This window comes from Pseudomonas sp. PA1(2017) (genome assembly GCF_001945375.1).
In the GTDB taxonomy this organism is placed as follows: domain Bacteria; phylum Pseudomonadota; class Gammaproteobacteria; order Pseudomonadales; family Pseudomonadaceae; genus Aquipseudomonas.
In genome coordinates this window covers 1033943-1047138 of sequence record NZ_MSXU01000009.1, presented here as the reverse complement: position 1 = coordinate 1047138, position 13196 = coordinate 1033943, and the positions used below count along the sequence as shown (strand labels likewise).

Sequence of the window (13196 nt, the reverse complement as noted above, 5' to 3'; positions counted from 1 at the left end):
TCATGACCGAACCCCACCGCCCTGATGGCAATGACCCGCTGACGCCATTCGAGCAGGCACTGCGCAATCGAGTGCCGTCTCGCGAAGCGCTGCTGGCGGAGGCCAAGGCGCAGACGGCCCGCCAGCGGCGGCGTAAGCAACTGCTCGGCGGTAGCCTTTCGCTAGTTGCAGTGGCTGCGTTGCTATGGGCCGTCGATCCGGCCTGGCATAGCGACGAGATTCGTACGGCCTACGGCCAGCGTGACCATTTGCTGATGGCCGACGGCAGCCGGATCGCCCTCAATAGCGCGACCCATCTGCGTATCGAACAGCGCTTGCGCAGCCGGCAATTCGAGCTGCTGGACGGCGAGGCGACCTTCACCGTGGCGCCGGGCGACAAGCCCTTCATCGTGCGCAGCCAGGGCGTGGCGGTGCGCGACATCAGCACTGTGTTCAACGTGCGCAGCGACAGCCGCGGGGTGGCTGTCGCCGTCATTGACGGCGCGGTGGACGTATCGACGGCTCAGGCTGCACCGCAGCGCCTGAATGGTGGCCAGCAACTGCTGGCCAGTGGCGAGCGGCTGGGCTCTGTGACCTCGCTCGACCCGCTCCGCGCGACCGCATGGCAGCAGGGCAAGCTGCGCTTCGATGGCACACCGTTGCGTGACGTGCTCGCCGATATCCGCCGTTACCGCCAGGCACCGATTCGCCTGGCCGATCCGCGTCTTGGCGAGCTGCGGGTGTCCGGCGAGTTCGACAGTGCGGCGGTGGAATCACTGATCGACCTGTTGCCGGCCATCCTGCCGGTGATGCTCAGCCGCGGTGGCGATGGCAGCGTTGTGGTGAGCGGGCGATAGAGAAACAAGCGTTCTGCGAACTACCGTGTGAGCGCAATGGGCGCTAAATCACGGGCATGCCCGTTCCTATAAATCGGACCCGTGTTCGCTCTCGCCACAGTGCTATCAACAATAAACGAGAATTTTTCACATTCCGACCTCAACATCCCGCGACGCTCATCCGCCTTCTCCCGTGAACGTCATTTCTGATCGCGTCATTGGGGAGCTCCATGAACAACAACGCACCATCGCGCCGCTCGCGGTTTGGCCGGCTGTCACTGTTGACTGCCAGCATCCTGCTGGCTTCCAGCCTGCATGCCCAAGAGGCCAGGCACAGCGTCAATTTGTCCGCCCAGCCGCTGGACCAGGCTCTCAATGCCCTGGCCGAACAGACCGGCACGCGCATACTGTTCGCCACCGATAGCGCCGAAGGCCTGCGGGCTCCAGCGTTGAGTGGCGAGCTGAGCGTCGAGCAGGCCTTGCAACAGCTGCTACGCGGCTCGGTCCTGAGCGTGGAGAAAACGGCAGATGGCAGCTTTGTGGTGGCCGAACCGGTTTCAGCGAGCAATGCACTGGATCTTGGCGCGACGCTGATTCAGGGGCAGGGCATGGGGGAGGCCACCGAGAATAGCGGTTCCTACACCACAGGCCTGGTCAGCGTGGGTTCCAAGACGCCGGTCAGCCTCAAGGATACGCCACAGGCGGTATCGATCATCAGCCAGCAGATGATCGAGGACCAGCGCATGACGGCCTTGGCCGACGCGATGAAGTGGACACCCGGCATCACGCTACGCAATGCCAACTACAACACCCTGGCGTTCTACTCCCGCGGCTTCGGCATCGACAACTTGCAGATAGACGGCGCCGCGCCCATGGATATCGGTACTGGCGTGGGGACCTTTTACAGTGAGCGGCAGTACGACATGGCGGCCTACGATCATGTCGAGGTGCTGCGAGGCGCCAGTGCACTGCTGGGCGGTAGCGGCGATCCAGGCGCCATCGTCAATCTGGTACGCAAGCGCCCGCTGGACAGTTACCAACTCAAGTTCAATACCTCCGCCGGCTCCTGGGACAACTACCGCAGCGAGGTCGACCTGACCGGCCCGTTGGGATTCGAAGGCCGCTTGCGTGGTCGTGCCGTGGCAGCCTACACCGATCGCCAGTATTTCATGGACAACCGCAGCACCGAGAAGCCCTTCCTGTACGGCATCGTCGAAGCCGATCTGACCGACGACACCCTGCTGACCCTCGGCGGCAGCTACGACAAGGTAAAAGAAAATGGCACGGGTGACGGCTTGCCGCGTTACAGCACTGGCGGTGACCTGAAGTTGCCGCGGCACCGTTGGTTCACCAACAACCGTGCGTGGAGCGATAGTGAATCTCGCGAGTGGTTCGCCAAGCTCGATCACCACTTCAACGAGGATTGGACACTCAATACTTCCTACACCCACTCCTTCAATACGGCCAGCACCGAGGGCATCATCCCCTACGGTTCGGTGGATGAAACAACGGATACCGGCACCTACTGGTGGGGCAGCTACGTGTCCAGCTGGAGCAAGCAATCGGTATTCGATGTGAATCTCTCTGGGGGTTTCGAGGCCTTCGGCCGTCGGCATGAATTGCTGTTGGGGGCCGATTACCAGAAAGTCACCAGCCGCTGGCGCGCGGCGCTGGGCGTGAACGGCAAGGGTGGGTTGATTGACCTGTGGAATCCGAGCGCTACTCCGCTGCCGGACACTGGAACGAGCCGTGGTTTCTGGCGTGACTACGCTCCCAACACCCGAGAGCAATATGGGGCGTATTCGACCCTGCGTCTGCAACTCACCGATCCCCTCAAGCTAGTGCTGGGCGCGCGAGCCCAGCGCTACAAGTTCGAGCATGCATACAGTACGGCTGCCAATACCGATGGCACGGGTGGCTGGACGACGGATGACCCAGTGCACGATCGAGTGGGGACGACGCTGATCCCTTACGGAGGCGTGATCTATGCCCTCAATGACGAATGGTCGGCCTATGCCAGCTATTCGCAAATGTTCAAACCGCAATCGCTGAGCATGCAGGCGCCCGAGGATGCACCGACCTCCATCGAGCCCATGACAGGGAAGGCCTACGAAACTGGCCTGAAGGGCGAGTTGTTCGGGGGCGCGATGAACGTCAGCGCCGCGCTGTTCTACATCACCCGTGAGAATCAGGCAGTGACGGACCCTGCCTATCCCAATCCACCGTTCGGCTATAGCGGATCCTGCTGCTTCCTCGCTCAGGACAAGATCACCAGCAAGGGCATCGACCTGGAAGCCAGCGGGGAAATTGCGCCAGGTTGGCAATTGCTGGCCGGCTACACCTATAACCAGGTGCGCAATGACACTGAGTCGACGTTGCACAGCACGATCACGCCCAAGCACATGCTCAAGCTGTGGAGCGTCTATACCCTGCCAGGTTCTCTCTCGGATTGGCGCGTCGGCGGTGGTGTAACGGCAACCAGTCCTACCTACGTATCGGGCAAGGCATATCGTTTCGATAATGCTGGTAATGCCGTCGATAGCCATGACTACGACTTCAGTCAATCGGGCTACGCGCTCTACGATGCGATGGTCGAGTACGACATAGATGAGAGTTGGACCGTGGCCCTCAATGGTCGCAATCTTCTCGATCGTACCTATTACGCCAGTGTCGGTACCTCCGAATACGGCAATTACTACGGTGAGCCACGCAACTTCACACTGACCTTACGTGGAACCTTCTGGTAAGCGGGCAATTATGCTGTAACGCCCGCCGTGAACAGCGGGCGTATTGCTCGGCGTACCCAACGGGCCGACGACACAGCACCTGGTGAGCTAAGTGAATCGCGAGCACGGCTGTTCGCAGTTAATGGTCAATGGCGCATACCCCTTGTGGCAGCGGATGCGATCCCTGGGCTTTGCATGGCTACCAGGGCCTGGATCTCAGGCTCGGTAAGTGACAACCGACTGGTGCAATTATTCACTTCGGGCTAGATACCGGCAGGCAGGGGCAGGGCGGTAGTGGACTTGATACGCTCCATGGCAAAACTGGAGCTGATATCCGCGATGCCGGGTATCTCAATCAGCCGCTTGTAAACCGCGTCGTAGCCTTCGATGTCCGGTACGACCACACGCAGCAGGTAATCGGTGACGCCAGCCAGCCGGTAGAAGTCCACCACTTCGTCAATGGCCGACACCTTGTCATGAAACTGCTTGAGCCAGTCGGCATTGTGCTGATTGGTGCGCACGAAGGCGAAAACCGTGACCGGTACACCGACATGGCGCGACTCCAGCAGCGCCACCCGCGCGCGAATCACCTTGCTCTCTTCCAGCTTTTGAACGCGTCGCCAGCAGGCGGTGTTGCTCAGGCCTACGCGCTCGGCCATTTCGCCCAGCGCGAGGGTGCAGTCGTGCTGCAGAAGACTGAGGATGGCGTGATCGAACTTATCCATGGTGTAGCTCGTTAAGATGATTGAGGAATAACAAAAGCACTTAATCAAATATTATTGGAAATAAATTCCGTTGAAATGATTTTGAGTGGAATTAAATTTCTTTTCTGCTTGAAGGTAGCAGCTAAATATCAAATTTATTCTTGTACCTTTCCCCTAGCATATTCGCTCTGATCCGCCGCTTTAGGTGGCGTTTTTTCGACCCAGAAGGCCGTATCCCATGACAGAGCGCTATTTCGACTACGCTGCCACCACTCCTATCGATGATGTCGTGATTCAGGACATGCTGGCCCACATGGGGCGCAATACCATTTTCGGCAACCCGGCTTCATCCTCGCATTCGTTTGGGCAACGGGCACGTGTTGCAGTAGAGACGGCGCGTCGGCAGGTTGCCGAATTGGTTGGCACTACTGCCGATAACCTGGTGTGGACCTCGGGTGCTACCGAATCCAACAATCTGGCGCTCAAAGGCGTGGCAGCCGCAACACAGGGACGCCGGCATATCGTGACCAGTAGCCTGGAACACAAGGCTGTGCTCGATACTGCCCGGCAGCTGGAGCTAGAGGGCTTCGACGTTACCTGGTTGCAGCCCGATGGTGATGGACTGATCCAGCCTGATGCGGTCGACGCAGCGTTGCGTGACGACACCCTGCTGGTGTCGCTGATGCGCGTCAACAACGAGCTCGGCACCCTGACCGACATTGCAGCGATCGGCGAGCGGGTTCGCCAGCGTGGCGCGCTGTTTCACGTGGACGCCGCCCAGGCGACCGGCAAGGTGAAGATCGATCTGTCCCATTTGGCGGTGGATCTAATGTCGTTTTCGGCGCACAAGACCTATGGCCCCAAAGGCATTGGCGCTCTATACGTGGGGGAGCGTGCGCGCCCGCTGGTGCAAGCACAGATTCATGGTGGTGGCCATGAACAGGGCCTGCGCTCCGGCACCCTGGCCCCTCACCAGATCGTGGGCATGGGCAGCGCGTTCGCATTAGCAAATGAGGTAATGGACGAGGAGAACCGGCGTATCGCGCAGCTTAGCGTGCAAATGCGCGAAGGCTTACTAAGCCTTCCCGGCGTGCAGCTCAATGGCTGTGGTACTCAACGTGTGCCGCACACGTTAAATCTGCGCATCGATAACCCCTGGTTCAATGTCGAAAGCCTGAGCCGCAGCCTGGCTTTTTCGTCCACCTCGGCGTGCAATTCGGCCAGCAATGCGCCGTCTCACGTGCTTCTCGCGCTGGGCCTGGATGCAACCCAGGCTTATCGCAGCATCCGTCTGAGCCTGGGGCGCTACACCACGCTCGAGGATGTCGAGGCTGCCACGGATGCGATTCGCCAGTGCCTGCCGCAGTGATGCGCTGAGCAGCACTTCACGCTGCTCTTGTGCCGTTCGAGCACCGTACCCATCAGCCATGTCGTGACGGCAGCGGCGCGCCAAGTCTCCACACGAGAACGCCTGGCAGACGTATTTCAGTCATGTTCGTCAGGCGCATCGGTTGCTGGCGCTCAGGTTGCGCCGACCGCGCACACCTAAAAAATATGGCTATCAGACGCCGCCTGGAGGCTACCCCTGAGGGTGGTGAGGGCATGCTCAACCAAAGCTTCAGGCCGCGCACGATAAGGCTCCTAGCGGTTTTTATATACGCTAAAGTTTTCTTGAGAAGCTCAGTCTATACCTCCAGTTTATATATATAGCGGAATTAATTCGTTCGAAATCGACCTCTTCTAGTCTAGGTTAGCGGCTATCCGTAGGCACCACAGGCCGGCCCTGTGAGCTGCTCACTGCCACTTGATAGGCTGCCGAATGTCGTTATCCATTGCATCATCTTTCCAGCCAGTCGACACCACCAGTCAGGGTGATTCGGCTTACGCTCGCATTCGTCGCGACATCCTCTCCTGCCGGCTGATGCCCGGTGCGTTGATGACCGAGCCAGGGTTGATGGAGGCCTATGGAATTGGCAAGAGCAGCTGCCGCATCGCCCTTACTCGCCTGGCCCACGAAGGCTTCATTCAGTCGCTGCCACGTAAGGGCTATCAGGTTGCGCCGGTGACGGTGAAGGATGTCGAGGAAGTGTTCACCCTGCGCGTGCAGCTTGAGCCGCTGGCTGCTCGTCTGGCGGTCGGCCGCGTCGACATCGAGCGCCTGCGGGAGCTAGAGGCCGCCTGCCGGGTTCGCCACCCGGTGCCGCTGCCTGATCAGATCGACGTGTTCATGGACGCCAATAAGGCATTCCACCTGGAGATCGCCAGAGCTGCGGGTAATGAGCGTCTGTTGCGCACACTGTCCGGCCTGATGGACGAGATGACTCGCCTGGTAGCACTGGGCTTCAACGTCCAGGGCACCAAACCCGAGATCAAGCATGATCACAACGCGATGATCGCCGCGTTCGAAGACGGCGACGGCAAGCGCGCCGAGCTGATTGCCCGCCGGCACATCGAGACCTTTCAGGCCATGACGCTGGAAAAGGTCTATGCCAGCCTCAGCGAAGCCGGCGCGTCGCTGCCACTGTTGGCCGCGAGATTGGCCCGATGAACGCGGCGCTGCAGCAGCACCTTTCGACAGCGGCGATCAGCCTGCAGGGCGTGGGCAAGCGCTTCGATGCACTCGAGGTGCTGCGTGATATTTCCTTCGACGTCGGGCAGGGCGAAATAGTCGCGCTGCTGGGCACGTCGGGGTGCGGCAAGAGCACCTTGCTCAACATCGTCTCCGGGCTGTTGGCTGAGGATCAGGGGCAGCTTCGCCTCTTTGGTGAAAGCGTGGCGGCGTTCAGTGACTGGCGACGCATCGCCTATCTGTTTCAGGAGGATCGTCTGCTGCCCTGGCGCACCGTACAGGCCAATATCGCCTTTGGGCTGGAGGGCATCGGCATCGCTAAGGCGGAACGTGACCAGCGCGTTGCCGAAGTGTTACGTCTGGTGGGGCTGGAGGCCTTCGCGAAAGCCTGGCCGCATCAGTTGTCTGGCGGCATGCGCAGCCGCGTGGCCCTGGCGCGCAGCCTGGTGGTCAAGCCCCAGGTGTTGCTGATGGACGAGCCGTTTTCAAAGCTCGACCCGCAGACCCGCAGTCAGATGCACGATGAGCTGCTGCGCCTGCAGGCACTCACTGGGATGACGGTGCTGTTCGTCACCCATGATGTGGAGGAGGCCGTGGTCCTGGCTGACCGGGTGGTGGTACTGGAGCCGCGCCCCGGTCGCATTCGCGCGATTCATTCGATGGCCTTGCCGCGCCCGCGCGTGCCCACCGAGCCCGCCGTCAGTGAGCAGGTTCGCCGCCTGCGCCTGGAGGTCTGACATGGAAACCGCCAAGCGATTTTCCAGCCTCGCCCTGCAACGCTTTGCCCTGATCGCCATAGTCGGTCTGCTCTGGTGGTACGCCGCGAGCCGCCTGCCATCGTTCGTTTTGCCGGGGCCGGAGAAGGTCTTCGCCGCGCTCGGCAATCTGCTGCACAGCGACACCTTCTGGCATGACCTGAGTGCCACACTCGGGCGCGTGTTCAGTGGCTTCGCCCTGGCCACGCTGGTGGGCACGCCCTTGGGGCTGGCGCTGGGCAGCAGCCCGGCACTGGCGCGTTTTTTCGAACCGGTGCTGTCAGTGTTCAACACCGTTTCGTCGGCGATCTGGGCGATCTTCGCGATCATCTGGTTCGGCATCTCCGACGCCACCACGGTGTTCGTGGTGTTCATGACCGCCATGCCGCTGATCCTGACCAACGTCTGGCAGGGCGCGAAAACCGTGGAACGGCAATACGTGGAGCTGGCGCGTTCGTTTCGCCTGTCGCGGCTGCAGATCCTGTTGAAGATCTCTCTGCCGAGCATTCTGCCGTACTTCTTTTCCGGCGCACGCCTGGCGTTCGGCTTTGGCTGGCGGGTATCGCTGGTGGCCGAGACGCTCGGTGCCTCCGATGGCATCGGTTATCGCCTGCGCCAAGCCGCGGATCTGGTGCAGAGCGATCAGGTATTCGCTTGGACCGTGCTGCTGGTTGCCCTGATGTTGTCGCTCGAGGCGGGTGTTCTCAAGCCTCTTGAGCGTCGGCTGTTCCGTTGGAAAACCCCCTAGTTCCTCCCTCTATCAAGGATCACTCCATGCGTAAGTTGATTGCCGTCGCGGCCCTCGCCGCGAGCGCGGTGCTGCCTCTTGCTGCTCATTCGGCGGACAAGGTCCGCATCGGTTACTGGACCAGCGGCGTGAGCCTGGGCTACGGCTCGGTTCTCGAGTCCAAGGATTTCCTCGCCAAGCGCGGCATCGAGGCCGAGTTCGTGCACTTCCCCGACGTCAATGCGCCGATTCGCGCACTGGCGGCCGGCTCCATCGATCTGGCGTTCGGCGCTCCCTTGGCCGGGGTGTTCTCAACCGCCGCCGAAGGGGTGCCGATCCGCATCTTCGCTGCGACCCAACCGGCCGACGTGCAGTTCGTGGTGCCGGCCGACTCGCCGATCACCTCGCTGGCCGAGCTCAAGGGCAAGAAGATCGGCATGTCGCCAGCTGGCTCGTCGGTGGCGGTGATCGCTGGCGCGGTGCTGGCCGGCAACCATGGCATCAAGACCAACGATTTCTCCCTGGTCGGCGGCAACGAGTCGCGCCTGGCGCAGTTCCTGGCGCAAAAGCAGGTCGATGGCGCGGCCCTGCGTTCGGTCACCATCGCCCAGCTCGAAGACGAATTGAAGGTCAAGCGCCTGGGCAGCTTCGCCGAGGAATGGAAGACCCTCACGCACTCCGAAGCGGTGCCGTACATAGGCGTCGGCACGGTCGCCGCCAAGCTGGTTGACGACAAGCCGGAGGTTGTCGCCCGCGTCATCGCCGGCCTGCGCGACACGCTCGCCTGGGGCAAGGCGAATCCGGATGAGGTCGTCCGCATCCTGCGCAAGAGCGCCAACCTGCCCGAGAAGGATGCCCGTGTGTACGTCGGCCAGTGGGATGCCATGAATCGTATCGCCTTCGAACCGGCCGACATCGAGACCCTGCGACGCCAGCATCAGGTGTTCGTCGAAGGCGGCCTGATCAAGGGTGAACTCAAGGACGACCTGTTCGCCACCGAACCCTACACCCAAGCCAAACACATCCAGTAATCACGGAGACAACGACTGTGAGCAAGACCATGAAAGCCCTGGTACTCGACGAACACGGCGACCTCGACCAGTTGCGCGTCGTGACCAGGCCGATACCGGCAGTGGGCAGCGGACACGTGGTAATTCGCGTTGGCGCATCGTCCTTCAATTACCACGACGTCTTCACCGTGAAGGGCATGCCCGGCATCAAGGTGCCGCTGCCGGTGGTCATCGGCCTCGACCTGGCCGGCACCATCAGCGAACTGGGTGAAGGCGTGGAGGGGTGGAATGTCGGTGACCGCGTACTGATCAACCCGCTGAAACCCGATGTCGGCCTGATGGGCGAAATGGTCGATGGCGGCATGGCCGAGTACGCTCGCGTCGATGCACGGCAATTGATCCGCCTTCCCGATGCGGTGAGTTTCGAACAGGCAGCGGCCTTGCCGGTGGCCTACGGCACCGCCCACCGCATGCTGATCACCCACAACACCGTGAAAGCCGGGGACCGCGTGCTGATCCTCGGTGCCAGCGGCGGTGTGGGTACCGCCTGCGTGATTCTCGCCAAACTGCTGGGCGCCGAGGTGATCGCCTGTGCCGGCAGCGACGAGAAGGGCGAGCGCCTCAAGGCGCTGGGTGCCGACCACGTCATCAACTACCGCGATACCGACTTCTCCAAGTGGGCCATCGGCCAGTACGGCAAGCCGCAGCGCCGCAACTACGAAGGCGGCGTGGACGTGGTGATCAACTTCACCGGCGGCGACACCTGGCTGCCTTCGCTCAAGTGCATCAAGCGTGGCGGCACGCTGCTGGTGTGCGGCGCTACTGCCGGCCACGACCCCAAGGAAGACCTGCGCTACGTGTGGAGTTTCGAGCTCAACATCAAAGGCTCGAACAGCTTCTACGAAGACAACCTGGTCGGCCTGCTCGACCTGATCGCCGAGGGCAAGATCGACCCGATCATCGACCGCGTCCTGCCCCTCGAACAGGCCGCTGAAGGCCTGGCGCTGATCCGTGACCGGGAAGTGCTGGGCAAGGTGGTCGTCACCCCTTGATCGGCTTGCATCGATCAGCACCTTGCAGTCGCCCGTTTGCGGGCGACTGCACGACCTTCTGAACACTCAACAGGATTGATCTCATGACCGAAACGACACTTCCGAGCGCTGCCGACATTCAGGCCAAACTGCTCAAGGGCCCCTATCACCAATGGCTGGGCCTGCAGGTTCAAGCGGTGGGCGAGGGCAGCATCGAACTCAGTGCGACATGGCGCGAAGAGTGGGTGGTCAACGTCGAGGGTGGTTACACCCATGGCGGCATACTTGCCGCACTGGTCGACCTGACCGCGGACTGGGCGCTGGTGTCCAGGACCGGCAAGGGCGTGCCGACCATCGACCTGCGAGTCGATTACCACCGCCCGGCCAAGGGCGATCTGCGTGCCAAGGGCACGGTCATCAAGTTCGGCAAGCAGTTCTCGGTGGCCGAGGCGCAGGTCTTCGATGGCGAAGGCAACCTGGTCGCCAGTGGCCGCGGGGTCTATGCCACGCCTGCACCGAAGGCGTGATTCCATGAGTGCGGTACTGGATCACCTGGTCATCAACGCGCGCTTCGATCTCGATGGGGCGGCAGAGGTCTTCGCGGGGTTGGGGTTCACCCTCACGCCGCGTGGGCATCATTCCCTCGGCTCGATCAACAACCTGATCATGTTCGCCGAGGGCTACCTGGAGCTGATCGGCTTGCCGGTCGGGGGCGAGCGTCTGCGGCAGGAAATTCTCGACAGCCCCCTCGGCATCGATGGCGTGGTGCTGGCCAGTGAAGACCCGCGCCGCACCCATGCGGCTCTGGTGCAGGCCGGTTTTCTGGTGCAGCCGGTGCAGCATTTCTCCAGGCCGGTGGAGGTCGATGGGGCCTCTGTTGAAGCACGCTTCGGTACCGTCCGGCTGCTGCCTGGGCAGTTCGAGGCAGGCCGCGTGTATTTCTGCCACCACGAAACACCCGAGCTGGTATGGCGGCCCGAGTGGCTGGGCCATGCCAATGGCGTGCACAGCATCGAGCGCTTGACGGTGGTCAGCGAGCAGCCGGTGCACATGCGCGAACTCTTCGGGCGCCTGGGGCGCTTCGATGGGCGTTTCGCACTCGAGGTCATCGACGAGCAGGCCTGGCGCACCCGGGATATTCAGGCGCCCGAGGCCGCACAAGCGCGGCCGGAGCGTTTCGTGTCGATCGGCTTGCGCGGTGGTGACCCGGCGGATCTGGCGCAGCGTGCGGCGAGCCTTGGTTTGCCCCATCGGCAGGCGGCAGACCGGGTGGTGATTGCCATCCCGGCGTTCGCCACCGTACTGGAGTGCCTGGCATGAGTCCGCAGACCCGTAACCTGGGCCGCGTGCTCGACTCGCAGGCCACTGGCGAGCGACTGGCGTTCATCGGTTTGGACAATCAACTCAACGAGTCGCGTTGCACCTATGCCGAGCTGGATGCACGGGCCGATGGTATCGCCCATGGCCTGCTGGCCCGTGGGCTGGTGGCCGGAGAGCGTGTCGCGCTGCTGGCTTTCAATTCGCCGGCATCGATCGCTGCGCTGCTGGGCATCATGCGTGCCGGGCTGGTGGCGGTGCCGGTCAACCACCGCTTCCCCAAGGCGCTGATCGACTTCGTCATCGCCGACAGTGGTGCGCGCCTGCTGTTCTGCGATGCGCCCCATGAACAGGTTGCCGCGGGCAGGGCCTGGGTGTCGCTGGAGGCGGAGGGCCTCGAGGCGTTCACCGAGCCCGGGGCGTTCAGCGCCTTCGAGCCCGAGGGCGACGAGCCGGCGATGATGCTCTACACCTCGGGTTCCACCGGCAAACCCAAGGGTGTGGTGCTGAGCCACCGCGCCCACTTGTGGATCGTGCGCACCCGATTGCAGGCCACGCCGCTGGCCGATGAGCGCACGCTGATCGCCGCGCCCTTGTATCACATGAATGCCTTGGCCCTGGCGCTGCTGGTGCTGGCCAGCGGGGCCACCGCGGTGCTGCTGCCGCAGTTCGGCGCTGCGGCCTACATCGAGGCGATCCAGCGCTACCGTTGCACCTGGCTGACCGCCGTGCCGCCGATGATCGCCATGATGCTGCGCGAGCAGGCGCTGCTGGCGCATGCCGATCTGTCCTCGGTACGGGTGGTGCGTATGGGCTCGGCGCCGGTGAGTGCCAGCCTGCTGGCGCAGATCCACCGCTTGCTGCCCAATGCGCGGGTCATCAATGCCTACGGCACCACCGAAGGCGGGCCGGTGGTGTTCGGGCCTCACCCCCAGGGCCTGCCCAGCCCGGCGCTGTCGGTGGGGCATGCCCATCCGGACGTGCAGGTGCGCCTGCGTGACGAGGCGGGCGCGCTGGCCGACGAGGGCGTGCTGGAACTGAAAAGCCTGGGCTTGATGTCCGGCTATCACAACCGCGCGGATCTGGCCGTACCGTTCACGGTCGATGGTTTCTATGTTACCGGCGACGTATTTCACCGTGATGCCGACGGCTTCCATACCTTCGTCGGCCGCCGTGACGACATGTTCGTCAGTGGCGGCGAGAACATCTACCCCGGTGAGGTGGAAAAGCTTCTCGAGCGTCACCCCGAGGTGCAGCAGGCCTGTGTGGTGCCGGTCGAGGACGAGATCAAAGGGTTCAAGCCCATGGCCTTCGTCGTCCGGCGCCAGGGCAGTGCTGTCGGTGAGGGGGCCATCAAGGATTTCGCCCTGGCCCATGCACCGGCCTACCAGCATCCGCGTCGGGTGTGGTTCCTCGACAGCCTGCCGCTGGCCTCCACCCACAAGATCGACCGCAAGGCCTTGCTCGACAGGGCTCGGCGAAACCTCCTGGACAGTGACCGGACCACCGGACCGTCTGAATCGCAATCTGCCTAGGACCTAC

Annotated in this window: 12 protein-coding genes; 11 read left to right on the top strand and 1 reads right to left on the bottom strand. The window is 62.4% G+C overall.

All coding sequences use genetic code 11. The features are described from left to right. Positions 1–2 precede the first annotated feature (2 nt). Together BVH01_RS11700 and BVH01_RS11695 are read left to right on the top strand one after the other, a co-directional pair. Positions 3–836 carry a FecR family protein gene (locus tag BVH01_RS11700; RefSeq protein ID WP_075930475.1) on the top strand — a complete coding sequence of 278 codons (834 nt, stop codon included), beginning with the start codon at positions 3–5 and terminating at the stop codon, positions 834–836. 209 nt (positions 837–1045) lie between these two features. Next, the gene (locus BVH01_RS11695) at positions 1046–3562 is read left to right on the top strand and encodes a TonB-dependent siderophore receptor (RefSeq protein WP_075930474.1); all 2517 of its coding nucleotides are present in this window, start codon (positions 1046–1048) and stop codon (positions 3560–3562) included. 242 nt (positions 3563–3804) lie between these two features. On the opposite strand, the gene BVH01_RS11690 is transcribed toward BVH01_RS11695, so the two are convergent. After that, complete coding sequence (locus tag BVH01_RS11690) at positions 3805–4266, bottom strand: Lrp/AsnC family transcriptional regulator (protein WP_075930473.1); 462 nt, start codon at positions 4264–4266, stop codon at positions 3805–3807. Between the two features lie 217 nt (positions 4267–4483). On the opposite strand from BVH01_RS11690, the gene BVH01_RS11685 reads away from it, so the two are divergent. The 9 genes from BVH01_RS11685 (at position 4484) to BVH01_RS11645 (ending at position 13189) form a co-directional block, all read left to right on the top strand. Then, on the top strand, positions 4484–5614 hold the full coding sequence (locus BVH01_RS11685; protein WP_075930472.1) for a cysteine desulfurase family protein: 1131 nt from the start codon (positions 4484–4486) through the stop codon (positions 5612–5614). A gap of 450 nt (positions 5615–6064) precedes the next feature. Further along, positions 6065–6793: a GntR family transcriptional regulator gene (locus tag BVH01_RS11680; protein ID WP_075930471.1), complete on the top strand. Its 729-nt coding sequence runs from the start codon at positions 6065–6067 to the stop codon at positions 6791–6793. Further along, positions 6790–7551, top strand: a complete 762-nt coding sequence (locus BVH01_RS11675) for an ABC transporter ATP-binding protein (protein WP_075930470.1) — start codon at positions 6790–6792, stop codon at positions 7549–7551. Before BVH01_RS11680 ends, BVH01_RS11675 begins: the two co-directional genes overlap by 4 nt. A gap of 1 nt (position 7552) precedes the next feature. After that, the gene (locus BVH01_RS11670) at positions 7553–8317 is read left to right on the top strand and encodes an ABC transporter permease (RefSeq protein WP_075930469.1); all 765 of its coding nucleotides are present in this window, start codon (positions 7553–7555) and stop codon (positions 8315–8317) included. A 26-nt stretch (positions 8318–8343) separates the two neighbouring features. Continuing rightward, positions 8344–9327, top strand: coding sequence for an ABC transporter substrate-binding protein (locus BVH01_RS11665; RefSeq protein WP_075930468.1), 984 nt, complete (start codon positions 8344–8346; stop codon positions 9325–9327). A gap of 17 nt (positions 9328–9344) precedes the next feature. Further along, on the top strand, positions 9345–10358 hold the full coding sequence (locus BVH01_RS11660) for a zinc-binding dehydrogenase (protein WP_075930467.1): 1014 nt from the start codon (positions 9345–9347) through the stop codon (positions 10356–10358). Positions 10359–10441: 83 nt separating this feature from the next. Then, positions 10442–10864, top strand: a complete 423-nt coding sequence (locus BVH01_RS11655) for a PaaI family thioesterase (protein ID WP_075930466.1) — start codon at positions 10442–10444, stop codon at positions 10862–10864. A 4-nt stretch (positions 10865–10868) separates the two neighbouring features. Beyond that, entirely contained in the window at positions 10869–11657 is a 789-nt protein-coding gene (locus BVH01_RS11650) for a VOC family protein (RefSeq protein ID WP_075930465.1), read from the top strand. After that, positions 11654–13189 carry a class I adenylate-forming enzyme family protein gene (locus BVH01_RS11645; protein ID WP_075930464.1) on the top strand — a complete coding sequence of 512 codons (1536 nt, stop codon included), beginning with the start codon at positions 11654–11656 and terminating at the stop codon, positions 13187–13189. Before BVH01_RS11650 ends, BVH01_RS11645 begins: the two co-directional genes overlap by 4 nt. Positions 13190–13196 lie beyond the last annotated feature (7 nt).